This window comes from Desulfitobacterium dichloroeliminans LMG P-21439, assembly GCF_000243135.2.
Classification (GTDB): Bacteria; Bacillota; Desulfitobacteriia; order Desulfitobacteriales; family Desulfitobacteriaceae; genus Desulfitobacterium; species Desulfitobacterium dichloroeliminans.
Genome location: NC_019903.1, coordinates 2,856,523 through 2,880,894, shown reverse-complemented (window position 1 = coordinate 2,880,894; position 24,372 = coordinate 2,856,523). Strand labels below are relative to the sequence as shown.

Below are 24,372 nucleotides of genomic sequence, written 5' to 3'. Positions count from 1 at the left end.
ATGGAGGAATACCGTGAAACGGAAAGAAATAGCAGAGATTGTCCAATCTATCTTGCAAGTAGAGGGATTGAAAACTGAAGACGGTTGTTATTATGTTGTGCGTGCTCAATTTAGGCGAGAATGGTCCCTTAAGCTGACCAATGGCCGCTTTGAAAGGGTTTCAACCGCAAGTGAAAGTGGAATAGGGATACAAGCATTTACTCCCGAGGGTGCCTCGGGTTTTGCTTCAGTCGATACATTAACTGTCGAGGCGGGAAGGGAAGCTATGAAGCGTGCCCTTTCCCTCGCTCAGCACAATGCCAGGATTGGGGCTGAATTAAATCAGGAGATATTTAGGCTCTCGCCTCTTCAGGCTGAGGGGGATAACCCAGCAAAGCTGGAATTTGACCATTTTTCGCTCGAAGATCTGCAGGAGCAAGTTGTGTTTTTACATAAGCGATTAGTGGACAAGGGTTCAGAGACTTCTTGGCAGTCCAATTATCGGCAAGTTGAGGATATCTGGTGTATCGGGCGAACGGATGGGACCTTAGTATCCTATACAGTTCCTCGAGCAGTGCTTATGCATCAAGGAACTGTTCGCGAACAAGGAAGAGCTAAAAATGTCTTGGTTCAACGAAGTGGGGTGGATGCCAATTTGCTGCTGGTGGAGAAGGAGGATGCTAGCCTAGAGCAAAAAGCCGTGGAGCGGGCGGAATTTGCTAGACGGGTCTGCATAGCACCGAGCTTACCAAGTGGTCATTACCCGTTAATTATTGATTACGGCTTAGCCAAGGGCTTAGCTCACGAAGCTTTTGGACATGCAGTAGAATCAGACCATATGAAGGAGTCAGTGTTAGGGGAAAACGGGAAGTTCAAAAAAGGGCTTCAAGTCGCTCGTAAAGGTGTCCATATTATCGACGGACCCTTGGTAGGGGATTGGGCTTATCAGCCTTATTCTGCAAATGGTCTGGTTCGTGAAATGGTGGAGATTGTCAAAGATGGTGTTCTGGAAGCGGGTCTAGGCGATGTTTTCTCGGCTCGTGAGGCCGGGATGCCTATCACCGGGGCTGGGAGAGCGGAAAGCTATGGGTCAATTCCCTTGCCACGGATGACGAATATCCGTTTATTAGTTGATTATGAACTAGCTTTGCCGAACACCGCCGGATTGATGGACGAGGTGTCACAAGTGCGCAAGGTTTTGCTGGAAGAGGGCGAGCTTCAGCAAGAGGGGAAGCATCTTCTACTCCTAGGCTATCGAGGTGGACAGGTTAACCCCAAAACTGGTGATTTTGTCTTCCAATGTGATGGGATTATTGATGTTGCAGATTCAGATTTAACTATTTATCAACCGAGTATCTTCAGTGGAAAAATCCTCTCGGCCTTGCAGGCGATACGCGCCGGCTTAGGTGGAGGATGTTATGATGCCATTGGGACCTGTGGCAAAGGGGGACAATCTGTTCCTTCCAGCGGAGGGAGTCATCGCTACCTCCTTCTCGATCAAGATGAAAATGTTAATTTGGGAGGGGAGTAAAGATGAAGCTCGTAGCTCAGCTTGAGGAATTTCTCCAGAGTGCAAAAAGCGCACCGAATAGAAATGACTTGGGGATTCGTGGATGGAGGATTTTGGTTCACGAGGCTTCGGTCTTATCCATAGGGATTAAGGAAAACTCTCCGGGTAGTGTCTATACTCCTCCCAGCTATCGGCAGGGGGAGAGCGGCGACATCTATATTATCTGGGAGGATGGTCGCTTAACCCAGGCTCAAGTGCAAGTGCCTCATCTACAAAGTGGGATCGCTTATTGGCAGATGCAATTAGAGGAATGGCGACAAGCTTCATACGAAGATCCCGAGGGAGCAGATATCCCTCAACCCGAGCCCATACCGATTGTGACTGTGGAGGATCGGGAGATAGAGCGGATTTTGGCTGGAGAAGACGACCTGCTTTTCGAACAACTGGCAAGGCTACTGAAGGATATTCCGCAAGGGATCAACTTAAACGCCAGTATTCAAGCAGGCTGGGGATACCGTCATGTTCGTAATTCTAAAGGCCTCGCGGTCAGTTACCAACAGTCTCAATACGCTCTTTCCTATTCCTTTGATAGTTTAGTTGGGGCAGGCTTTGCTAAGCGACGATTGATTAGCCCTGAGGAATGGACTAAGCTATGGAAGCGGACAAATTTATATTATGAAGCTTTGCAAGATAATGCTCCTGAAATTAGTGCTAAGACAGTAGTTGTCTTTTCACCTAGTGTTGTTGGAAGCTTCCTTGGTCAATTCATTTTTCCGAACTTGATTGGACAAAGCATCTTAGAAGGACAAAGTGCCTTTAAGGTTGAAGAATTTAAAACACATAAGGTGGTTTTCCACGAGGATTTGGATCTGTATGTAGACCCTCTGCGGCCACTTGAGTGGGGTTCGTATCTCTTGACCCCTGAAGGAGTGCCAGCTAAAAAGACCGTTCTTATTAAGAATGGAAGTCTGCAAACTCCAATTCTGCGTATGAAGGATGCGAAAAAATGGGGAGCACCAACCACCGGGATCTCCAGTGGGACATCGGGACTTTACCTCGAATCAAGGCAAGGGAAACCTTGGGAGGAAGCGCTCTCCGGCATTGAGGATGGTATCCTTATTCTATCCGTGTTAGGCATGCATACCCAAAATAGCGCTTCGGGAGATTACTCTCTAAGCGCTCCGCAGAGCCTACGTATTCTCAAAGGGAAGATCGCTGGAAAGCGGGATGTGAAGCTCAATGGAAACTTCTTCAAGGATCTGGCATCCTTGGAGACGATTCTTGGGCAAGGAGAGATAGAAACTAAGCCTTACATGGTGGTGAGGACTGGGGTTCAGAATATGTAAGGAAGTCGTTTTCTGTGGTAAAGTAAGATCTGGTATTTTATAGAGCATGGCTTTGGAGGAAAAGAAAAATGCTGGACATGCATGTACACTTAACGGGACATGAGGATCGCTTAGCAACAGCCGAGACTATTCGGGAGTTTCTTGAACAGGCTCGGCAAGTTGGTCTTAAGGAGATCGGCTTTGCAGATCACGATTATTATTATCAGGACTTGGATTTGCCCTTAATTCGTAAAGTGGCCAATGAATATCCCGACCTAAAGGTTTCGATTGGTCTTGAAGTGGACTATCGACCAGAAGAAGAAGAGAAGATAAGAGCCCTTTTAAGGCAGTTCCCCTTTGATTTTGTGATTGGTTCGGTTCATGAGGTGAATAGGTGGATTTTTGATCTTCCTGAGGCAGAGCCGATGCATCATCAGCGCGATGCTGATAAAATGTACGAGGAATATTTTTCTTGGGTCGAACTGGCTGCTGCTAGTGGACTGTTTACTACCCTAGGCCATTTTGATCTTATTAAGTTATTTGGTGTCCGACCACAGACCGACGTCCTTAGTTTAGCGGATGCAGCCTTGACACGCATTCAAGAGAAGGGGTTGGTCGTTGAGCTGAATACAGCAGGACGGTATAAGCCGGTGGGGGAGTATTACCCTGAGGCCAAGATTATCCGGGATATTCAACGCCGTGGAATACCGATGACCTTAGGTTCTGATGCCCATCAAGCAGGACACGTGGGGCGTGATCTGGATCTTGCTTCACAACTTCTCAAAGAGTGTGGCATCAAGGAATGCACAGGGTTTAATCAAGGTGAAAAGATATACTATTGTTTATAGCTAGCAATTTTCTCAGCTAATGATTACAATGGATTTTGATCGTTAACATTTGTCGCGACATAGACCAAAAGGCTTTCATAGAAAGGAAATTACTGTATGTACGGTAAAGAAATACGACTTCTCTTGCAAGATCTCGCTTGGCTGGATGACATTAGCTATTATCATAGCTTGCGGGTAGGATATCTGATGAGCTGTTTTGCGGAAGTTGAAGTGGGTAAGCAGTTTGTAAAACAAGCTTGGGTTACACGCAACGAGTTTGTCGCGACAGGTCTTTTACATGATATCGGAAAGTTGCGTTGGCCCGCTGAAGTGCTTCTTGTGGGTGACCGTCTTAAAGATCTTGAACGGGAAATGTTGCTCAAGGTATGGAATCATATGATTGAACATCCCTTAGGATCAGCAGAGATTGTTCTCGACTACTACAAAAAGACGGGTAACCGGTTCTGGGAGAGAATGGTGAAGGGAGTCGTCTCCCATCATGAGGCCTATTCCGGTAATGGCTATCCCTATAAACTCAAAGGGACAGAGATTCCCTTACTGGCAAGGGGACTTCGGGTTTTTGACAATTATGCGATGGGAATTGAGGTGCGCCGTTATTCAAGTGCTCCCCAAGACCCTAATGTAGTGATCAAAGAAATGCGCCTCGCTTTAGGAAGTGTCTATGATCCATTCTGGGGAGAAAAGATTTTGGATTTCTTAGAGACAATTCAAACCATCCCAAGCAATTTGGATGAATGGTTTTACAAGGAGATATCCCTGAATCAAGGAACCTGACCCCATTTCACACCCCACGGATAAAAATCCTGCGCCTAAGCCAAACTAGGCAAAGATTTGATTTGGGTAAGGAGCGAGAGTATGCCTTGGATGGAATTATGTTTAGATCCTCTGACAGACTGGGATGAAGAGGGGTTGGCTGATTGGGCTGAGGCTTTGGGTGCTTTTTTAACGGAAAGGGGAAGAAAGATAACAACTTCTCTGCAGCGGCTTCCGGGCTATCTCATCGTACGTATGGGTGAAGAAGATGAGGCTGGGGAGTTACTGGTGAGCTCATCTGAACGACTGATTGTGATGATGGGTCTAACTGTTAAGAATGACTCTGAGCGTGAGTTTGCGGAGATGTTAACTCGATTTGCTAAAGAGATGGGAGCCGTGGCTTTAAGAGCCCCTATCCAATATCTTGCGGAGAAGAGATTCTGGCAAAGGCTGGGGGCCCTTGATGTACCGGAACCCGTTCTTTTGCAAGAAGAAATACAACGAGAAAAGGTAGGGGTTGAGCTTCTCTATAAGCAAAGTTTACTTGTGACCTATCGAGATCACCCCGCACTTTGTTTGGAACCGATCTTTTGCTCCGCTCGGCCCGATGGTCCCCAAAGCCTGGCTGCCCGAAGAGTGGAGAAGCTTCTCGGCGGGGGACGCCCGATTGGGTTTGCCAGTCGAGTGTCAGCCTATTCGCCCTGGCAGTTTGACAAAAAGGAATGGGAAGAAATTTTGGCTTACAGTCGACTTGAATCCTACGAATTACTAGAGCAGCTTGTCAATCAGAGTCTGCCAAGCGAGTATACTAATTTCTATTGATTATTCCTATCCATAACCCTTGCTTAAAAATCTGCAACTACCCCTTGGGTGCTTGCAGATTTTTTGCGTCGAATTGGGTCAGGTCAAAGTAATTTGTTAAGAAGTCTGAATTTTCAAAAGTCGCAACTCGTGATATGATGAGGGTAATTTAGTTCTGTGATAGTCGAGGCATTCTGCCGGTTTAAAAAAGAAAACTGATCCATTAGAATAAGAACCGAAGTGAAGTGGAGGAGGGAACATATGAAGCTGGATATGACATTGAATGATTTTGAGCAGGCCTTGACACGAGAGGGCTATATTACTGAAAAAGAAGATCGGATTGCGCTCACGGCCTATCTAGCGGCTCAGTTAGAGAAGCCCATACTTATTGCGGGGCCACCGGGGGTGGGAAAAACTGAGATCGCAAAAGCCTTGAGTCAGGTTTTCTCGGCCAACCTGATTCGTTTGCAATGTTATGAAGGACTCGATGAGAACAAGGCTCTTTATGAATGGAATTATCAGCGGCAGCTTATTCGGATTCAGATGAAAGAAGAAAGTCTTAAGGAAGAGGATCTCTTTGGTCTGGATTATCTTCTTCCCCGCCCCCTTCTGCAAGGACTCATGAGCGAAGAGCCTTCGGTGTTGCTCATTGATGAGATTGATAAAACGGATGCTGAATTTGAGGCCTTTTTGTTGGAGGTTTTAGGAGAGTTTCAAGTGACAATACCCGAGATGGGAACGGTGAAGGCTAAGCAACGGCCTTTTGTCATTCTTACCTCGAATGGGGAGCGGGAATTGTCTGACGCCTTGAAACGTCGCTGTGTCTTTCTTTATGTTAATCCACCTACCGTGGAGAAGGAAGTGCGAATCCTTCGCTCTAAATATCCGGATTTACCGGATAAATTAGCCTATCAAGTGGCTAAAGCCGTGAGCATTCTTCGGGAAAGACTGGCGCTGCAGAAGATTCCATCGATCGCTGAGACGATGGATTGGGCGAAAGCATTATTGGTTATGGGTAAAACTGACCTTGATCCTGCTTGGGTCGATGCCACCTTGAATCTGCTCATCAAAAGCAAGGAAGATCTCGAACTCTTCTACCGGGAAATGGGGGCGGAACGACTCTTAGGGGAGGCGAAAGGAATTTAAGGGGGGACCCCGAGTGGAACGAAGTGAGTTGGACCGTCATCTTTTAGATTTTATTCGTCTCCTGCGTGAAGGAGGCATACCTGTGAGCCTTACAGAGGTTCAAGATGCTTTGCAAGGTTTAACTATAATTGGAATGGCAGATAAATCCTTAGTAGAGGGGGTTCTTCGAAGCACTTTAGTGAAATCTGTGAATCAGTTGTCCTGGTTCGAAGAAGTCTTTCGCGTGTTCTTCGCTACCCCAGAAGCCCAGTCGAATTGGCAGAAAGAGGCACAGGAAAAGACGGAAAGCTGGGAAAAGGGGATAGCAGAGACTCGAGAAGAGTTGCGTTTTCAAGGGGAGGAATTAGAGCTTACGGATGAACAGCGGGCAACCTATATGAGTCTTCCCGAAGATGAAAAAGAGCGGCTGAAGAAGTTCCTTGGGCGCTCAGAGGAAGGGGTCAGAAATGGGATTCCCGTGGATCATTCCTTCCAACCCTTGGTGGAAAAGATGTTTCACGGCTCCTTGGAATACTGGAAAAGAAAATTAGGAGAAGATTTTCTAATCGCCCCGCCGGGACAAGAAGGCTTGTTGAGCGAGGTTGAGCGGGCTGTGCGCCAGAAGGAAATGCACTACCTTACTAAAGATTTAAAAGATATACCTCCTGAAGAGTGGCCGGAAGTGAGTAAATTAATCCGTCGTTTGTCCCGAAGATTGGCTTCACAGGTCTCACGGAGACTTAGGCAAGGCAAAAGGGGAAGCTTGGATATGCGTCGAACAGTTCGAGAAAACCTTCGCTATGGAGGTGTCTTATTAAAACAGACCTATCGAAAAAGGCGTAAAGGCAAGCCCAAGTTTGTTCTAATCTGTGACTTGTCCGGGTCCATGGTGAAATATACAGAGTTTATTTTGCAATTCATTTATGGTTTGACCAGCTTAGTTGCCGGAATTGAGACTTATGTTTTTGCTAGTCATCTAGTAGATATTACCCCAAGACTTCGGGGGATTCAGTCCTTTCAAGGAATGGTGAATACATCCTTGACAGGTTTAGTTGAAGAATTTGGCGGTGGAACGAATTTAGCTGTGTCTCTAGAGGAACTTCATGAACAGCATGGGCATTCCCTTTCTCGTCGCACCGTTCTCTTTATTCTAAGCGACGCCCTAACTTTGGAGGGGGAGAAAGCAGCGGTCTATCTTAAAAAGACGCGCAGGAAGGTACGGGAGATTGTTTGGCTTAATACTTTGCCCGAGAAACGCTGGAAGGATGTCAATTCCATTGAACTTTTCCGACCCTATTGCCAAATGTTTGAATGCAATACTTTAGAACATTTGCAGGATATTCTAAAGAAATCACCAGGGTTTGTTTAAATTCCAAAGTTGTGAGACATACTAGAGGTGTAAATACATCGTTCATAAGCTCACAATCTAGGAGGTTAATCAGGTGTTAGAAAGATGTCGTTCTTGCGGATTTGAACATGAGGATTTAGACAAGGTCCTTTTTCGGAGAAATCATGTAAGCAATCGTATGCTCCCTTATTGTTCTCATTGTATGCGGAGACTTTATCAAGTGCCTTATCGTCCTGACCGGGATATCTAATCTCGCATAACAATTAGTACTTTGGACAAAATATTAAATTGCATATTGCCATACTTTCTTTCCTTATGTTATAGTGACACTTGAGAATGGAGAGAAAGGGGTTGTGTACAATGGCATATTTTATTAATTCTGAGTGCATAAGCTGCGGAGCTTGTGAAGCTGAATGCCCAGCAGGAGCTATTAGCGCTGGAGATGATTCATACGTCATCGATGCTGATGCTTGTACTGATTGTGGATCTTGTGCTGAGGTTTGCCCAACTGGCGCACCAAATCCAGCTTAAATGTGTACTGAAAAGGGGAGTCAGAAAAAAGACTCTCTCTTTTTTTATATATTCAGAAATATTTCTATTGACAGTTGGCATATATTTAACTAAACTAAAACTAATAATAATTTTAAAGATCAAGGAGATGAGGTCATGACTGCAATAGAAATTCTTAAGCACCTCAAAGATAAAGGGGTACGCTTTACACCCCAACGTCAAGCTATCTTAGAATTTCTGTTAGGTACCGATACTCATCCAACTGCTGAGGAGATATATCATCATGTCAAGGCAAAATTTCCTGGGGTAAGTTTGGGGACAATCTATAACACCTTGAATATGTTGAAGGAACATGGATATATCTTAGAACTTTCCTATGGAGATATGTCAAGCCATTTTGATGGGAATGCGAATAATCACTATCATGTTGCCTGCACAGAGTGTGGGAGAATTGTAGATTTGCATCGTCCATTACTGGAGTTGGAGAATGAAGTTGAAGTGAAGACAGGTTTCCAAGTCCACGGTCACCGCCTGGAGTTTTACGGGGTTTGTCCTAACTGTGTATCGCCAGATCTGAAGAAAATGAATTAACTGTAAAGTAAAGCTATTTTAAAAGTCTGATCCTTGATCAGGCTTTTTTTATCTCGTCAGACTCCCATGTCGCTCTTAGGCTACATCACTGATGAAAAATCTTTCTGGGGTCAAGTAGCTCATGGGTCACTATTTTCTAGGGCGACTACCCGGATAAAGGAATTTGAGAGGTTTTCTAGAAATTATAACGGATGAATAATCTATTGGTTCTTAATAGGTTGATTAAGAAAGGCATTGGCTACTATGTTTAATAGACGTCTTTATATATTAATACTTACCCTTGCCATAACCCTAGGGCTACTCCTCTGGAATTGGCATTCGACTCCTGGAGTTCTGCTTGAATCTGCCTCATCTTTAACTAGTGTAAATCGCTGGGAAATGGATTTGGGCGGGCAGTGGAAGATATATCCTTCTTTGAGACAAGCATGGATTACGGAAACGGATCTTGAGGAGAAAGGGAACAACTCACCGTTAACAGGTGGAGAGTATGGTTTGCTACCGTCGAACTTAGATTTCCATGTGGCAACAAAAGCCTTTACAGTACCGGCGGAATGGAACGCTCGGAGCCTCATGCTCCAAATCAATGGAGTGTACGGGGAGGGTGCAATTTACCTCAACGGAATGGAGAGTAGCAACCGGATTGGGTATGTGGAAAGCGAGGGAGGCAGCAGCCGAATACAAGTACCTGTTTCGGCTTTGCGACATGGTCAAGAAAACCTCCTTCTACTGGAGATTACAGCTCCCCCATCTCAGAGAAAAACCTTTTTAGGATCGCCCTATCCGGCCAAAGGTAGGATTACGGGAGCAGTTTCGTTACAAGCGATAATGGAGACAAGTATTGAAAATCCTCAGCTTCATAGTGTTTGGGAGAAGGAAACGGCCCTTGTTCGAGTAGATTTCCAACTTAGCCATCATGGGTTCTCAGAGTATGGTCCCTGGACTGTTCAAGGGGTGATTTCCGATGGTTCGGCAGAGGTAGCTCAAATCATGACCCAAGTTCAAGCCGATGAGAGCCCTGTACAACCAGTAAGCGTCACTTTCCAGATTCCCAACGGGCATGTCTGGAGCCCTGAAGATCCTTTTCTTTACCAGGCCTATTTAACTGTAAGCAACACCCGTGGAGATCGAGATGATATCGCCTTTGCTGTTGGTCTTAAGTCCTTAGACTATCAGGAAGGAAGCTTCTCCTTGAATGGTCAACAGCTTGCTATCAGAGGATTGGCACTCTCCCCGGCCAAGGGGTATGAATTGAGAAATCGTGGTGAAGTTGCGGATTGGCTTAAGGAATGCAAGGCCCAAGGTTATAATCTCATCTATTTTTCGGGAGATTTACCCGATGAATATTGGTTGGTCGAAGCCGACCGGGTGGGCATCGGAGTATGGACAGAACTTCCTAGTAGCTCGATGATACCTGCTCAGCATCTCCCAGAACCTCGTTCATGGGAAGATTGGATCCGGGTAAGTAGCCTCCATCCCTCAGTGTGGGCCTATACCTCAGGCATAGGGTTGGAATATAATCCCCAAGCTTTGTTAAAAGACTACGAACAAGCAGTTCAGACTATGGTGAAACCGATTCCGGCGTTTAACTTTAACTTAACTGATGAAATAACTATTCAAGGTACTTGGGGAGAGATTGAGCAGCCTCAAGTAAACCGAACAACTTCGGAGCTTTTATGGCCCGCAGAGCAATTGGTAAGCTGGGTATGGACTGCCCTGCTTATTATAGTAGCTTGGTCGAATTTGGTGGCGGTGAATTGGCGATACAAGGAACTGCAAAATAAGAAACCCAAAAGGGCTTTGCGAATCGCTTGGTTTTGGCAGTGCTTAGCCATGTTGACTCGGGAGATGACGATAGCGGGTTTGTTGACTGCCCTAATTTTTAATACCCATGTACCGTGGGCGCACTGGATTCCCAATCAATGGCCGATTTGGGAGGGGATACGTCTCCAATCACCATGGTTAATTTGGGTGATGATGGGGAGCCTATTTGTTCTATTTCGATTGCTACAAATTGGAGTTGTGGCGCCAAGAATGCCGGGCACACCTGACGTCATGGGACTTGCGGCATGGCTGGAAAGAAGATATTTCTGGAACTGGATGGTGGGAGTTTTGTGGGTGTTACAAGGATGGGGGGTCCCTCGCTCCGTACCTATATTAGCCTATGTAGCTTTTCATATTCTCTTTCTCCCTTTGAAAATTCGGGATACCCATCGCGTAGGAGGTCGATATGCAGCCTTTCTTTGGGTTCCGGGAATTCTTATCTTAATTCTCGGTGCCGTGGCGGCTTTTCGCTGGGAAGATTTTTTCTATGCACTACATTTACTCCAACAATCCGACTGGCTCAAGGTGATTCTCTTTGAGTAGAAGGAGTTGAACTTATCACCAAAATCCTTTATAATAAATCCGAGTGATTTAGTGAGAATTGAGAGATGATAGGAGGCCGTTACATTGATTACCAAGGATATGACTGTGGGTCAAGTCTTACGAACCTACCCTCAGACGGTTCAAACCTTTCTTGAATTAGGTATGCACTGTTTGGGTTGCCCTTCATCCGCTATGGAAAGCATCGAAGGTGCAGCACTTACACATGGCAAGAAACCGGATGAATTAGTGGAGCACTTGAATAAAGTCATTACATCCAATTGACAGCTTCAATTAACAGCTATTAATTTTGGATAATAAGGGAAGCCTATTTGTGAGTACACACAAAATAGGCTTTTTTCACTATCATTGCTAAGGTAGTGACTCAATAAGGCGAGAGGAGAGATGACTATGGAACGTTATCAGGTGGGCATTTTAGGGGGAGGACCTGGAGGATATGTTTGCGCCTTACGTGCGGCTCAGCTTGGCTTATCTGTGATTCTCATCGAGGAAGGGCGTCTGGGCGGGACCTGCTTAAACAAAGGATGTATTCCTACGAAGACCTTAGTCAAAAGTGCCGAGCTTTGGCGAGAGTTAAAGCATGCTGAAGACTTTGGTATCACGATTCACGATGCAGGTTTTGATTTCGCGCGCATCATGGCGAGAAAGGATCAGGTGGTCAATACTTTGGTGGGCGGCATAGAGCAGCTTCTAAAGGCCAAGAAGATAAATGTGGTGAAGGCTTGGGGTGAGGTTAAAGAAGCCGGCTATCTGGAAGTCCAGTCCGAAACAGGTATAGATCGGATACAGGTCGATCACATAGTTCTAGCTACTGGTTCACTTCCGGCAAGTATACCCGTACCGGGACTGGAGCTACCGGGCGTGGTCACTAGCGAAGAAATCCTCGAACAGAAGACCCTGCCGGAGAGCTTGGTCATCATCGGTGGGGGAGTCATCGGCTTAGAATTTGCCTCCATCTATCATGAGCTTGGGGTCCAGGTAAGTGTCATAGAAATGCTCCCCACGCTCCTCCCCATGATTGATGAGGAGATTCCCAAACGTTTAACGCCCTTGCTTAAGAAAAGTGGCATCCAGATTCTGACGAAAACCTCGGTCAAAGCAATTAGCGCCGGAGACGGAGCATTGATTGTCCATGTTGAAGATGCTAAAGGACTTAAGGAGTTGCCGGCTCAGCAAGTGCTTTTAGCAACGGGGAGAAAACCAAATATGCGTGGAATTCAGGTGAAGGCCTTAGGGCTTGAGCTTGAATGCGGAGCCATTCGCGTCAACGGACAGATGCAAACTTCCGTCCCGAAGATCTATGCCATTGGGGATGTTGTCGGCGGGACTATGCTTGCCCATGTTGCCTCAATGCAAGGTATGGTAGTAGCTGAGCATATTGCCGGAAGACAGGTTACGATGGAAGGTCGGGCGATTCCCAGTGCGATTTTTACATATCCGGAAATCGCTACTGTAGGAGAAACTGAACAAGCTTTAAAGGCTTCCGGAAAAGCCTATAAGATTAGTAAGTTTCCCTTCAGTGCCAATGGCAAAGCTTTAGCATTAGGAGAAGTCATGGGACTGGTGAAGCTTCTTGCAAATGAAGAGGGCGTAGTGATCGGTGCTAGTATTATGGGACCTCAGGCCAGCAGCCTGATTCAAGAATGTGTTCTTGCCGTGGAGAAAGGCTTAACTGCGGATGACCTTGCGAAAACTATTCATGCTCATCCGACGTTGCCGGAGGCCATTATGGAGGCGGCCCATGGAATCTTTGAGAAGCCATTGCATTTAGCCTAGACGATCGAATCAAGGGAGTATGGCATAGCATCTAAAGCGCTTGTCTACTCCCTTTTTTGTACATAAATTTAGGTTTTCACTATTTTTATCGGTCGATAGTATAACGGCAATCCGGGACTACGAATTACTTCAATGCGCGAAACCTAAGCGCAGTGAAGCGGGGTTTTCTTTGTCCTCCTTTCTATGGTATGTGTTTAACTAGACAAAGAAGTAACTAGAAAAAAGTAACTAGAGAAAGAGAAAAGGAAAAGAAACTCCCGAACGAACTGGAAAAAGTATGGACTAACGTTCGGAAATAAAGTATAATACATTCATTAAATAAATGCTGTTTGATGTCTGTTTAAGACGAAAAGCGGCAAAGATGACAATAAACAGGAGGAATCAGGGTGGAAAACTTTTTTAAACTAAGGGAAAACGGCAGTAATATTCGTACTGAGGTCGTTGCCGGACTAACTACCTTTTTCGCAATGGCCTACATCATTATGGTTAATCCAACAATGCTCTCACAAGCGGGTATGCCTTGGGGTGCAGTATTCCTAGCGACGATTATCGCGTCAGTGATTGGAACCTTGGTTATGGGTCTAGTCGCTAATGTACCTTACGCCCAAGCACCTGGAATGGGTCTGAACGCATTTTTTGTCTTTACTGTTGTTTTTGGTCTTGGCTTTACTTGGCAAGAAGCCCTCGCAATGGTTTTCTTATGCGGTATTATTAATATTTTAATCACTGTGACAAGCATTAGAAAAAAGATCATTACTTCGATTCCGCCAAGTCTGCAAAACGCGATCGGTGGCGGTATTGGTATTTTTATCGCTTATATCGGAATTAAAAACGCTGGCTTACTTTCTTTTACCTCTGATCCTGGAACCTATGTGCAACTAGGTGAAGCAGGAACCGTTATCGCCAGTTCACGTGCCATTCCCGGGCTAGTGACCTTAAATTCTGCTCCGGTACTTCTAGCTATCTTCGGTCTTATCCTTACCGTTATCTTGCTTATTCGCAATGTTAAAGGTGCAATTTTAATTGGAATTGTCGCAACTGCTCTAGCAGGTATTCCCCTAGGAATTACGCACATGGGTTCTTCCATTAGCTTTAGTGAAGCTCTCGCGGAATTGCCGCAAACCTTCCTGGCCGCTTTTGGTAATCCTGGCTTAGGCTCACTTTTTAGCGATCCTGCCAAGGTTCCCCTCGTCTTAGTTACTATTTTTGCCTTTAGCTTATCGGATGTGTTTGATACCATTGGTACGTTTATTGGAACAGGTCGCAGTTCAGGAATCTTCTCTGAAGCGGACCAAAAAGCGCTTGAAACTAGCAAAGGGTTTAACTCCAAGATGGACAAGGCTCTTTTCGCTGACGCCATAGCTACCTCCGTGGGTGCTGTTTTCGGTACTTCCAACACGACCACCTATGTGGAAAGTGCTGCGGGTATCGGCGCAGGCGGACGCACAGGATTGACCAGTGTTGTCGTCGCCATCCTCTTTGCAGTGAGTGCTTTCTTGGCTCCGGTGCTAAGTGCAATTCCTGGTGTGGCAACAGCTCCGGCATTGATTATTGTGGGGATCATGATGCTTTCTTCCTTTAAAGATATTAAATGGGGAGATTTAAGTGAAGCTATTCCCGTTTTCTTTGCTGGTATTTTCATGGCTCTGTGCTATAGTATTTCCTACGGTATTGCTACTGGATTTATCTTCTACTGCATCGTTAAGATTTTTAAAGGTGAGGCAAAAGATGTTAGTCCTGTATTGTGGGTCGCAACGCTTCTGTTTATCCTGAACTTTATTCTCCTAGGGAGACTCTAAACTTCAAAAATGAATTAGCCTGACTCGGGGAGGATGGCAAGCTGTTTTTAAGCAGTTTGTCTCCTCCCTTTTTTTGTTGAGACTAGGACTTTCTTCCCTATTTTGATATTTTTCTTTAAAAGAGGAGGCAGAAAGAAGGAATATCCCTGCGAATGGAGAATAAGTGGGGTAAAGTGGAGTAAAGTGGAGTGAAGTGTGCTCGATGTGGGGTGAAGGAACATGTTCATGGGGGAATACCTCCATACGATCGATGGAAAAGGTCGGCTGATTGTGCCGGCAAAGTTCCGAGAAGCCTTAGGCGAGCGATTTATAGCCACTAAAGGCTTAGATCACTGTCTCTTTGTTTACCCCCAAGAGGAGTGGAAGATCCTCGAAGAGAAACTTCGCGCTTTACCTTTTACCCAACAGGATGCACGAGCATTTGTCCGTTTCTTTTTTTCCGGGGCCACTGAATGCGAGATAGATAAGCAAGGGAGAATTCTTTTGCCAGCAAATTTGCGGGAATATGCCCAGCTTGATAAAGATGTGGTATTGGTTGGAGTCTCCTCACGAGTGGAGATTTGGAGTCAAGGCCTTTGGGCAGACTATTCTCGTCAGGCTGAAGATGCCTATGCTAGTGCGGCAGAGTCTTTAGTGAACCTGGGAATATAGAGAAGAGGTCGAATGCTTTGGAATTTCATCATGTTACGGTTTTGTTAAAAGAAACTGTTGAAGGGGTTGTCAAAGATCCCTCCGGGACCTATGTGGATTGCACTTTAGGGGGTGCAGGACATAGCGCCTTGCTATTGTCTCAACTTAACAACGCTGGCAAACTAGTGGGTTTAGATCAAGATCCTTTGGCCATCGACAACGCACGCCTAAAGTTTAAGGAAGATCCTCGGGTTTTTCTGGTCAATCGCAACTTTGAATCCCTAGAGGAATCACTTCAAGCTCTTGAGCTTCTGCCTGTTCAAGGTATTCTCTTTGATCTTGGGGTATCGTCTCCTCAGTTGGATGAGGCTGAACGGGGATTTAGTTATATGCAGGACGCCGAACTGGATATGCGGATGAATCCGCAGAATCCTGTATCGGCGAAGGTTTTAGTCAACGAGTGGAAACCAGAGCAACTCTCGGAGATCCTCTGGAAGTATGGAGAAGAGAAATGGTCGAAAAGAATCGTTGAATTTATCGTTAACACTCGGGAGCAAGGATCGATTGAGACAACGGGGGAGTTAGTCGATATTATTAAAAAGGCGATTCCGGCAGGGGCTCGCCGCGAAGGGCCTCACCCGGCGAAAAGAACCTTTCAGGCCCTTAGAATTGCCGTGAACGACGAACTGGGAGTTTTGGAAAGGACCTTAGATCAGGTTCTACCCTGTCTCGCCCCCGGTGGGAGGGTTGGAGTCATAACTTTTCACTCCTTGGAAGATCGCATTGTGAAAGAGAAGATGAACTCTTGGTTAGGGCGATGCAGTTGCCCCCCCAGTTTCCCAATCTGTCAATGTCACGCAAAACCTTTAGCGCGTTTAATCAATAGAAAACCAATTTTGCCTAGTTCCCAAGAGATTGAGGCTAACCCTCGAGCACGCAGTGCCAAGCTGAGGATAGCAGAAAAACTATGAAGTAGAATTTGAAGTATAAAGAGAACGGAGGAGGAATACCTTTGGTAGTAGCGCAGGAAAAAATGGAATGGGAACAGCCCATAGAGGAATTACCCCGCAAAGCGAAAAGGCCCGTCCGTCGCCAGAGGCCCCGTTCTCACTGGAAAAGTGTTCTCATCTTAAGTTTAGTGGTGACCCTTGCGACTATATTTGCTGTGGAAACCATTAATCTCACGGTGGTAAAGGGAGCCCAAATTCGGGGAATGCAAAGAGAGATCACAGCCCTTGAGGCTAATAATGATCTCTTAGAAGCGCAAGTGGACAAATTGCGTTCCGTAAGCCGGATTGAAAGTGCGGCACTTGCCATGGGTATGGAAAAACCTGCGGGAACGGTCTATGTGGCTGGAACATTGCCTGTCGCCAAGACAGAAATGGGCGTCCAGTCAACTCCAGCCGCACAGGAAGAGGTTGTACAAGAACCTTCTGCACTCGAGCAAATATCGCAGAAATTTACCAGTTTTTTTGCTTCCACACAACGATAATAAACAAAAGCGGTAGAGTTTACGGTGACGCCCTAGAATAGGGGGTGGGACATTGAGTCCTTATGTTGTCATGCGTAAACGTATCGCTTTTCTTTTTCTCTGTGTAAGTGCTTTCTTGGTGGTATTAGTTGTCCGGCTAGCCTTTGTGCAATTAGCTCAGGGGGCAATTCTGAGCGATAAGGCCGATGAAAGCCATTACCGAGGGGTGCCGGTTGCCGCCAAAAGAGGTAATATTGAGGATCGCAATGGGGACGTTCTCGCTATGAGTGTAAGCACGGAGACAGTATTTGCTGTTCCGGCTCAAGTAAGATCTTCGAAACGTGCTGAAGAAATCGCTCACACCTTATCAGGAATACTAGAAATGCAGCCAGAGCAGGTGCTTGAGAAAATCACCAAGCGATCGGCCCTAGAGTATGTAAAAAAAAGAGTCACAGCAGAGGTTGCTGCTCAAGTCCGGGCCTTAGAGTTACCTGGGATCGGCGTTACCGAAGATAGTGTGCGTTATTATCCCAATGGGACATTAGCTGCCCATATTATTGGTTTTGCAGGGATTGACAACCAGGGGTTGGAAGGAATAGAGTTGACTAGGGATTCTGCGTTGATTGGCGTGCCGGGGGCCGTCTTGACGGAATTTGCTGCCAATGGCATTCCCTTACCGTTTGCCAATCAGATGTATGTTACACCCAAAAACGGGAATACGGTGCGATTGACCATCGATAAAAATATCCAAGCCTTTGCCGAGCGTGAGCTGCAGAAATTAATGTCCGGACAAGGTATGAATATGAATGGGCAGACCCCGAAAAGTGCCTCCATCCTTGTCATGGATCCCAATACAGGGGAGGTTTTGGCACTAGCCTCAGCGCCTACTTATGATCCGAATTATTACCAGAATTATGAACAAAGTACGCGACGCAATATTGCTATTCAAAATGGCTATGAACCGGGGTCGACATTCAAGATTATTACCTTAGCAGCTGCTCTTGAAGAGAAGAAAATTAGCCCAAATGGTGGTTTTTTTGATCCAGGTGGCATCACGATCCTCGGTAAAACGGTCCATTGCTGGAAGCATGGGGGACATGGAAGTCAGACCTTTACACAAGTGGCCGAAAATTCCTGCAACCCGGGTTTCGTAGAAATGGGGCAGCGTTTGGGTACGGATAAATTCTATCAGTACCTTGCTGATTTTGGCTTTGGCAAGAAGACGGGAATCGAGATGTCGGGGGAGGCTGTGGGGATTCTAGCCAATAAGAAGCGAGCCACCGCCTTGGATTTAGCCACGATGTCCATCGGGCAAACCAATAATGTAACTGCGATTCAGCTGCTAACGGCCGTTTCAGCAGTGGCTAATGGCGGAACCTTGATGAAGCCTCAATTGGTCAAAGAAATTGTGGGCCCCACCGGGAAAGTGGTTGAGTCATTTGAGCCCCAAGAAGTCCATCGTGTAATTAAGGAAGAGACATCCAAAACAGCTCGGCAGATGCTCGAGTCTGTGGTAACCAATGGCACGGGATATCGGGCCTTCTTGCCTGGCTATCGGGTGGCAGGAAAGACCGGGACCGCTCAAAAAGTAGCTAATGGCGCGTATATCCAAGGGGAGTATGTAGCTTCCTTCATAGCCTTTGCTCCAGCGGACAATCCAAAGTTGGCCATTCTTTGCGTGATAGATGGTGTGCCTTTCTATGGAGGTTCAGTAGCAGCTCCACCTGTAAGAGGAGTTTTGTTGGATTCCTTGAAATACTTGAATGTGGAGATGGATATGAAAGCTCCCTTAACACTTGGAAAGCCACGGCTGGATATGATTATTCCTCCTATTAAGAAAGCTGTTAAGGTACCTTCCGTACTGGGTCTTACTTACTCCGAAGCCGATAAGGCGCTTAAGAAAGCTGGATTCAAGATTATGACCGAAGGAAGCGGTAGTATTGTTCTGGATCAAATCCCACATGCGGATTCCCTTGTCGAAGCGGAGTCATCTGTTCTGGTCTATCTTGGTTCAGAGGCGGGTTCCCCGACGACAGGAAATTGGTGGGCCATCGAAGAGGAAGTGGATGTGGATATTCCAGCCCTACTGCAAATGCCCTGGAGACTACCCTTGAGTGAGTAATGAACAAACTACGTCCATGATTGCAATAAATTTATACTGTCTATACTAGAGTTGAAAGGTAGTGATGAGGGTGAAGTCTGTTCAAAAAAAGCTATCCGAGATTTTATCTGGCATTGAAATAATGAGTATTACCGGAGACCAAGAAACTTTGGTCCGAGGGATTTCTATGGATTCTCGCCAGGTTCAGCCAGGAGATTTATATGCTTGTGTTCCTGGAATGAATGTGGACGGTCATGACTTCGCAGTCCAAGTCATCGAAAAAGGAGCAGTAGCCTTACTGGTGGAAAGGGTTCTCCCTTTGGATGTGCCGCAAATCCAAGTAAAGCATATACGCGAGGTCATGGGCGAAATCGCTGCCAATATCTATGATCATCCTGCTGATAAGCTGGAAGTCATCGGCGTAACGGGTACCAACGGAAAAACCACCATTACCTATTTGGTCGAGAGTATTGCAACCGAGGAAGGGAAAAAGGTAGGTTTAATCGGAACCCTTGGGGCCCGCATTGCCGGAAGAGAGTTACCGGGAAACCGCACTACTCCGGAAGCTATTGATCTACAGAAGCTGCTGAAGGAAATGGTGGACGAGGGAGTCCAACTGGCGGTCATGGAAGTGTCCTCCCATGCTCTAGACTTAGGCCGAGTTAGGGGATGCGAATTTGATGCGGGGATTTTCACTAATTTGACACAAGATCACTTAGATTATCATAAAACAATGGAGGAATACCTCCAGGCGAAAGCAAAACTTTTTAGCGGCCTTACTGGAGCTAAAAGCCCGAAGATCGGCGTTGTGAACGGAGATGATCCGGCAGCAGAGACATTAATAAAGGTTGCGACTGCTCCCGTAATAACCTATGGGGTGAACGCTGCTCATCTCGATTATCGGGCGTCGGATATTGAGTTAACCGCTCATGGGGTTCGTTTTACAGTTCACTTCAAAGGTCAGACAGAGCAAGTGAACTATGCAACACCCGGTATGTTTAGTGTGTATAACGCTTTAGCAACCTTTGCCTGGGGTGTAGAAAGCGGCCGTAGCCCGGAACTTGTCAAAAAGGCCTTGGCAGATGTTCAAGGTGTACCGGGACGTTTTGAGAGCATAAGGATGGGGCAGCCCTTTCAAGTGATTGTGGATTATGCTCATACTCCAGATGGGCTGGCCAATGTCTGCCAAGCTGCTTTGGAATTTACGCCAGGACGCTTGATTACGGTATTTGGCTGCGGAGGGGATCGGGATAAGGGGAAACGACCACAGATGGGTGCTATCGCTGAACAACTCAGTGATCACGTCATTGTCACTTCAGATAACCCTCGTACCGAAGACCCTCGACAGATTATCCAAGATATCCTTGAGGGGATAGAAGGAATTGATTATACAGCTAATGTCAAACGTCAGGAGGCTATCGAATGCGCCCTTATTCTTGCTAAAGAAGGAGACACGGTGCTCATAGCAGGAAAAGGCCATGAAGATTATCAGATTATCGGCAAAGAAGTATTGCCCTTTGATGACCGGGAAGTCGCCCGGGAAGCCTTGAGGAGGCTGGGTTATGTGGGATAGCCAATGGATTGCCACCCTACTAGAGGGGGAATTGAGGGGAGATAGCCAAGCTAAAGCTCATGGTTGTTGTATTGACAGCCGCCTAGTTAAGGACGGTAATATCTTTTTTGCCCTAGTGGGTGAAAAGGTCGATGGACATGATTATATAAAAGCAGCTTGGCAAAAAGGCGCTAGTGTAGTAGTTGCCGAGAAAGAACGTTTAAAGAACCGACCTGAAATTAGTATCCCTGAAGGAAAAGCGCTGATCCAAGTGGATTTGGGCCTTATTGCTATGCAATCCCTAGCCCAAACCTGGGTCCGGCAATTGGGAGCCAAGGTTGTAGCTATCACCGGTAGCAATGGCAAAACCACCACGAAAGATATGGTAACTGCAGTGCTCAGTCAAAAATACCGAGTTCATAAGAATCTGGAGAATCAGAATAATGAGCTTGGTGTTCCCATGACCATCCTGAATGCATCGGAGAACACGGAGATCCTCGTTTTAGAGATGGGTATGCGCGGATTAGGGCAAATTGCCTTTTTATGTGGTATTGCTCGTCCGGATATCGGTGTCATTACCAATATTGGCACAACTCATTTGGAGCTATTAGGTACTCAAGAGAACATTGCCCGAGCTAAATGGGAGTTAATCCAAGCACTTCCTCCCGAGGGATTCGCTGTGCTCAATAGTGAAGATGAGTGGAGTGTGAAACTCGCCCAGGAAAGCTCTGTTCACCAATTTTTCTATGGCTTAGGCGGAAAGTTCCATAAGCCGGACCTCCGTGGCCTGAAGCTAACCCCCTTTGGAACCCTAGGCACTCGCTTCACCGTGGAAAATGAAAACCGGAGCCAGGTCCCTGTTCTCACTTCGCCGGTAAAAGTTGATTTGCCACTACCGGGAGAGCATAACGTGCTTGATGCTTTGGCTGCCCTCAGTGTAGGACTGCTCTTAGAGGTCCCTCTTCAAGAGGGATGTGAGGGTTTAGCGACGATGGAGTTGTCTAGGATGCGGTTAGAGCTACAGCAGGGAATTTATGAAAGCACCCTGATTAGCGATGTTTATAATGCTAATCCGACCTCTATGAAGGCATCCTTGCAAGTCTTGCGAGAAAGAGGAGGAGCATCGACCCTAGCCATCTTAGGTGAGATGTACGAACTAGGTGAGGCTAGTCGGGAAGGTCATTATGAGGTGGGGCAAGCTGTAGCCGACTTGGGAATTTCTGAACTTATCACCGTAGGGAAACTTGCCGAGGAAATTGCTCGGGGAGCCATTGCAAGAGGGTTGTCTCCTGAGAGAGTCTATTCTTTTCCAGAACAAGCAGGAGCGATAAAGAAGGCGCAAGAAGTGCTCGCCCAATTAAGTCAAGGCACTTGGGTCTTAATCAAAGCTTCCCGTGGTATGAAGATGGAAGAAGTGACAGAAGCACTTCGTAGAGGTTTGGAGTAAAGGAAGGAATATATTCCATGTCTGAACGTATTTTTTTGGCTGCTGCCGTAGCACTGATTATCACATTAATTCTTGGGCCGTTATTGATTCCTATTCTACGGGTGTTGAAGTTCGGCCAGAATATTCGTGAGGAAGGCCCCAAACGGCATCTTGCCAAGGCGGGTACCCCCACTATGGGTGGCATTATCTTTTTAGTGGGAATTGTGGTAAGCGCTCTGACTATTGCTGAAAAACCAACGTCTTTAGAAATGGTTTTGGTTGTCAGTTCAATGCTCGGGTATGGCCTGATTGGTTTTATTGATGATTTTATCAAGGTAGTCATGCATAGGTCCTTAGGTCTAAGAGCTTATCAAAAATTAATAGGACAATTTACTCTAGCTTTCCTCCTTACGTGGGCGGCTAATCGCTACTTAGGCCGAGGGACCGATCTCGTCATCCCTTTTACCACGATACATCTCGAATTGGGTCTGATTTATTATCCTTTTGTTGCCTTAATCATTGTGGGGATTACCAATGCGGTGAATCTGACCGATGGGCTGGACGGCTTAGCGGCGGGAACGACCTTGTTTTCTGCGCTGGGATATGTGGGTATAGCTTGGCTGGCGACAACACAAGGGGGTAGGGTGCCCGTATTGGCTTATGAATCTGACCTCGCAGTCTTTGCCGCGGCTGTAGCGGGCGGTTGCTTTGGCTTTTTGCGTTTCAATAGATTTCCTGCACGAGTTTTCATGGGTGATACGGGCTCCTTGGCGTTAGGAGGAGCATTGGTTGGTTTAGCAGTGCTGACAAAAACAGAGCTAATCCTACTTATCCTTGGTGGTGTTTATGTCATAGAAGCCATCTCGGTTATCATTCAGGTTATCTCTTTCCAGACTACCGGAAAGCGGGTCTTTCGGATGAGCCCCTTGCATCACCATTATGAATTAGTGGGTTGGCATGAGTGGAAAGTCGTCATCATTTTTTGGTTAGTCTCTCTACTTTGTGCTGTGCTAGGAGTTATCGCCTATTTTGCCGGGATACTATAATTATCTCCTAAGAGGGTGGAATCATGAATTTAGAAGCTAAAAAAGTACTCATTGTGGGCGCCGGAAGAAGCGGGTTGGCTGCAGTTAAAAGGCTTAAGGCCTTGGGCGCGAGGGTGAAATTAACGGATCGCCAAGAACCCGACAAACTTAAGGGTGTTTACGAAGTGGGCTTAACAGAGGGACAACTTATTTTAGGTCGTATACCTGAATGGGATGAGGTTCAGTCTGAAATTGTCGTACTTTCGCCTGGGGTTTCCCCTGCACTTCCCTTTATCCAAGTGGGTATCAGTCAAGGGGCACAAATCTGGAGTGAGGTCGAACTCGCTTTGCGAGACCATCCGGCCTTTAAGATTGGTGTTACGGGTACAAATGGAAAAACAACGACGACAACACTCATCGGTGAGTTAGCGAAAAAAACAGGCCGTCCTACCATAGTGGCAGGAAATATCGGCGTTGCTCTAAGCGATCAGGTAGATGAGTTGAACGACCGGGGAATTGTGGTCGCCGAGCTTTCGAGCTTTCAGTTAGAACATATCGATAGCTTGCACATGAATGTTGGAATTCTACTTAATGTGACTCCCGATCATTTGGATCGACATGGAACGATAGAAAATTATCTGGCAGCCAAAGCTCGGATTTTTGAAAATCAAAGAGCTGAGGACTGTGCAATCTTAAATTGGGATGATACCCGTGTCCGCGAGTTAGCATCTCATCTAAAAGGTAGGGTAATCTTTTTTAGCCCCACCAGCTTTCTGGAGAATGGCTATAGTGTTCAAGGGGATGAGCTTGTTTCTGCGGAGAAGGGGAAGATTACTCCCATTATGAACCGGCGAGAACTGCTGCTGCGGGGTAATCATAATCTGGAAAATATTCTAGCCTCCATAGCAGCTGTCAGGGAATTGGGACTTTCCTGGGAACAGATTGTCCAAGGACTTCAAGAGTTTAAAGGGGTAGAGCACCGCCAAGAGGTCGTAGGAACATATGAAGGGATCCTCTATATCAATGATTCGAAGGGGACCAATCCAGATGCAGCGGAAAAAGCTTTGTATGCTTTTGCAGAGCCGATCGTCCTGATTGCCGGGGGCAAAAATAAAGGCCTTGATTTCCACGACTTTATGAAAATTGTGAAGGAACAAGTCAAAAGTCTTGTTCTTGTCGGTGCAGCTGCTGACGAGATGGAAATCGCTGCTCAAGACGTAGGAATCCAGCGCTATTTACGGGCGAGAACCTTTGAGGAAGCCGTGGAGCTGGCCATAGCTGAAGCGAAGTCCGGAGATGTTGTCTTACTCTCCCCGGCTTGTACAAGTTGGGATATGTTTAAGAGTTATGAAGAAAGAGGGGAATTCTTTAAGGAGTTAGTGCGTAGGCATTATAGGGAACCCATTTTTTAAATTGTCAA

21 protein-coding genes are annotated in these 24,372 nt (G+C 46.3%); all 21 read left to right on the top strand.

The genetic code is table 11. The annotated features are described in order from the left end of the window. The first annotated feature begins 13 nt into the window (after window positions 1-13). Entirely contained in the window at window positions 14-1,510 is a 1,497-nt protein-coding gene (locus tag DESDI_RS13665; RefSeq protein ID WP_015263206.1) for a TldD/PmbA family protein, read from the top strand. A gap of 2 nt (window positions 1,511-1,512) precedes the next feature. Next, window positions 1,513-2,835, top strand: coding sequence for a metallopeptidase TldD-related protein (locus tag DESDI_RS13660; RefSeq protein WP_015263205.1), 1,323 nt, complete (start codon window positions 1,513-1,515; stop codon window positions 2,833-2,835). A 68-nt stretch (window positions 2,836-2,903) separates the two neighbouring features. Then, entirely contained in the window at window positions 2,904-3,662 is a 759-nt protein-coding gene (locus tag DESDI_RS13655; RefSeq protein WP_015263204.1) for a histidinol-phosphatase, read from the top strand. A 96-nt stretch (window positions 3,663-3,758) separates the two neighbouring features. After that, on the top strand, window positions 3,759-4,436 hold the full coding sequence (locus tag DESDI_RS13650; RefSeq protein ID WP_015263203.1) for an HD-GYP domain-containing protein: 678 nt from the start codon (window positions 3,759-3,761) through the stop codon (window positions 4,434-4,436). A gap of 81 nt (window positions 4,437-4,517) precedes the next feature. Further along, entirely contained in the window at window positions 4,518-5,237 is a 720-nt protein-coding gene (locus tag DESDI_RS13645; protein ID WP_015263202.1) for a hypothetical protein, read from the top strand. Between the two features lie 240 nt (window positions 5,238-5,477). After that, window positions 5,478-6,362 carry an AAA family ATPase gene (locus tag DESDI_RS13640; RefSeq protein ID WP_015263201.1) on the top strand — a complete coding sequence of 295 codons (885 nt, stop codon included), beginning with the start codon at window positions 5,478-5,480 and terminating at the stop codon, window positions 6,360-6,362. 13 nt (window positions 6,363-6,375) lie between these two features. Beyond that, window positions 6,376-7,710, top strand: a complete 1,335-nt coding sequence (locus DESDI_RS13635; RefSeq protein ID WP_015263200.1) for a vWA domain-containing protein — start codon at window positions 6,376-6,378, stop codon at window positions 7,708-7,710. Between the two features lie 339 nt (window positions 7,711-8,049). Beyond that, window positions 8,050-8,220 (top strand): 4Fe-4S binding protein, encoded by a 171-nt coding sequence (locus DESDI_RS17670; protein ID WP_015263199.1) that lies wholly within the window; start codon window positions 8,050-8,052, stop codon window positions 8,218-8,220. A gap of 135 nt (window positions 8,221-8,355) precedes the next feature. Further along, complete coding sequence (locus DESDI_RS13625) at window positions 8,356-8,790, top strand: Fur family transcriptional regulator (RefSeq protein WP_015263198.1); 435 nt, start codon at window positions 8,356-8,358, stop codon at window positions 8,788-8,790. Between the two features lie 243 nt (window positions 8,791-9,033). Continuing rightward, window positions 9,034-11,154, top strand: a complete 2,121-nt coding sequence (locus DESDI_RS13620; RefSeq protein WP_015263197.1) for a glycoside hydrolase family 2 protein — start codon at window positions 9,034-9,036, stop codon at window positions 11,152-11,154. Between the two features lie 84 nt (window positions 11,155-11,238). Beyond that, a complete protein-coding gene (locus tag DESDI_RS13615; RefSeq protein WP_015263196.1) occupies window positions 11,239-11,436 on the top strand; it encodes a DUF1858 domain-containing protein in 198 nt (65 codons plus the stop codon). Window positions 11,437-11,562: 126 nt separating this feature from the next. Continuing rightward, entirely contained in the window at window positions 11,563-12,948 is a 1,386-nt protein-coding gene (gene lpdA / locus DESDI_RS13610) for a dihydrolipoyl dehydrogenase (protein WP_015263195.1), read from the top strand. Window positions 12,949-13,334: 386 nt separating this feature from the next. Then, window positions 13,335-14,747: an NCS2 family permease gene (locus tag DESDI_RS13605; RefSeq protein ID WP_015263194.1), complete on the top strand. Its 1,413-nt coding sequence runs from the start codon at window positions 13,335-13,337 to the stop codon at window positions 14,745-14,747. Between the two features lie 219 nt (window positions 14,748-14,966). Further along, window positions 14,967-15,398 carry a division/cell wall cluster transcriptional repressor MraZ gene (mraZ, locus tag DESDI_RS13595; RefSeq protein ID WP_172635907.1) on the top strand — a complete coding sequence of 144 codons (432 nt, stop codon included), beginning with the start codon at window positions 14,967-14,969 and terminating at the stop codon, window positions 15,396-15,398. Between the two features lie 17 nt (window positions 15,399-15,415). Continuing rightward, window positions 15,416-16,348: a 16S rRNA (cytosine(1402)-N(4))-methyltransferase RsmH gene (rsmH, locus tag DESDI_RS13590; RefSeq protein WP_015263192.1), complete on the top strand. Its 933-nt coding sequence runs from the start codon at window positions 15,416-15,418 to the stop codon at window positions 16,346-16,348. A 41-nt stretch (window positions 16,349-16,389) separates the two neighbouring features. After that, the gene (locus DESDI_RS13585) at window positions 16,390-16,869 is read left to right on the top strand and encodes a septum formation initiator (protein WP_015263191.1); all 480 of its coding nucleotides are present in this window, start codon (window positions 16,390-16,392) and stop codon (window positions 16,867-16,869) included. 52 nt (window positions 16,870-16,921) lie between these two features. Then, the gene (locus DESDI_RS13580) at window positions 16,922-18,970 is read left to right on the top strand and encodes a penicillin-binding transpeptidase domain-containing protein (protein ID WP_015263190.1); all 2,049 of its coding nucleotides are present in this window, start codon (window positions 16,922-16,924) and stop codon (window positions 18,968-18,970) included. A 64-nt stretch (window positions 18,971-19,034) separates the two neighbouring features. Further along, complete coding sequence (locus DESDI_RS13575; RefSeq protein ID WP_015263189.1) at window positions 19,035-20,522, top strand: UDP-N-acetylmuramoyl-L-alanyl-D-glutamate--2,6-diaminopimelate ligase; 1,488 nt, start codon at window positions 19,035-19,037, stop codon at window positions 20,520-20,522. Continuing rightward, on the top strand, window positions 20,512-21,948 hold the full coding sequence (locus tag DESDI_RS13570) for a UDP-N-acetylmuramoyl-tripeptide--D-alanyl-D-alanine ligase (protein ID WP_015263188.1): 1,437 nt from the start codon (window positions 20,512-20,514) through the stop codon (window positions 21,946-21,948). The genes DESDI_RS13575 and DESDI_RS13570 overlap by 11 nt, the downstream gene beginning before the upstream one ends. Window positions 21,949-21,965: 17 nt before the next feature. Then, window positions 21,966-22,973: a phospho-N-acetylmuramoyl-pentapeptide-transferase gene (gene mraY, locus DESDI_RS13565; RefSeq protein WP_015263187.1), complete on the top strand. Its 1,008-nt coding sequence runs from the start codon at window positions 21,966-21,968 to the stop codon at window positions 22,971-22,973. Window positions 22,974-22,996: 23 nt separating this feature from the next. Continuing rightward, window positions 22,997-24,364: a UDP-N-acetylmuramoyl-L-alanine--D-glutamate ligase gene (murD, locus tag DESDI_RS13560; RefSeq protein WP_015263186.1), complete on the top strand. Its 1,368-nt coding sequence runs from the start codon at window positions 22,997-22,999 to the stop codon at window positions 24,362-24,364. Window positions 24,365-24,372 lie beyond the last annotated feature (8 nt).

Excerpts from the sequence above, each read along its gene's own strand:
- DESDI_RS13660 (WP_015263205.1), top strand. The coding sequence starts at position 1,513 with ATGAAGCTCGTAGCTCAGCTTGAGGAATTTCTCCAGAGTGCAAAAAGC.
- DESDI_RS13655 (WP_015263204.1), top strand. The coding sequence starts at position 2,904 with ATGCTGGACATGCATGTACACTTAACGGGACATGAGGATCGCTTAGCA.
- DESDI_RS13650 (WP_015263203.1), top strand. The coding sequence starts at position 3,759 with ATGTACGGTAAAGAAATACGACTTCTCTTGCAAGATCTCGCTTGGCTG.
- DESDI_RS13645 (WP_015263202.1), top strand. The coding sequence starts at position 4,518 with ATGCCTTGGATGGAATTATGTTTAGATCCTCTGACAGACTGGGATGAA.
- DESDI_RS13640 (WP_015263201.1), top strand. The coding sequence starts at position 5,478 with ATGAAGCTGGATATGACATTGAATGATTTTGAGCAGGCCTTGACACGA.
- DESDI_RS17670 (WP_015263199.1), top strand. The coding sequence starts at position 8,050 with ATGGCATATTTTATTAATTCTGAGTGCATAAGCTGCGGAGCTTGTGAA.
- DESDI_RS13625 (WP_015263198.1), top strand. The coding sequence starts at position 8,356 with ATGACTGCAATAGAAATTCTTAAGCACCTCAAAGATAAAGGGGTACGC.
- DESDI_RS13620 (WP_015263197.1), top strand. The coding sequence starts at position 9,034 with ATGTTTAATAGACGTCTTTATATATTAATACTTACCCTTGCCATAACC.
- lpdA (WP_015263195.1), top strand. The coding sequence starts at position 11,563 with ATGGAACGTTATCAGGTGGGCATTTTAGGGGGAGGACCTGGAGGATAT.
- mraZ (WP_172635907.1), top strand. The coding sequence starts at position 14,967 with ATGTTCATGGGGGAATACCTCCATACGATCGATGGAAAAGGTCGGCTG.
- DESDI_RS13575 (WP_015263189.1), top strand. The coding sequence starts at position 19,035 with ATGAGGGTGAAGTCTGTTCAAAAAAAGCTATCCGAGATTTTATCTGGC.
- DESDI_RS13570 (WP_015263188.1), top strand. The coding sequence starts at position 20,512 with ATGTGGGATAGCCAATGGATTGCCACCCTACTAGAGGGGGAATTGAGG.
- mraY (WP_015263187.1), top strand. The coding sequence starts at position 21,966 with ATGTCTGAACGTATTTTTTTGGCTGCTGCCGTAGCACTGATTATCACA.
- murD (WP_015263186.1), top strand. The coding sequence starts at position 22,997 with ATGAATTTAGAAGCTAAAAAAGTACTCATTGTGGGCGCCGGAAGAAGC.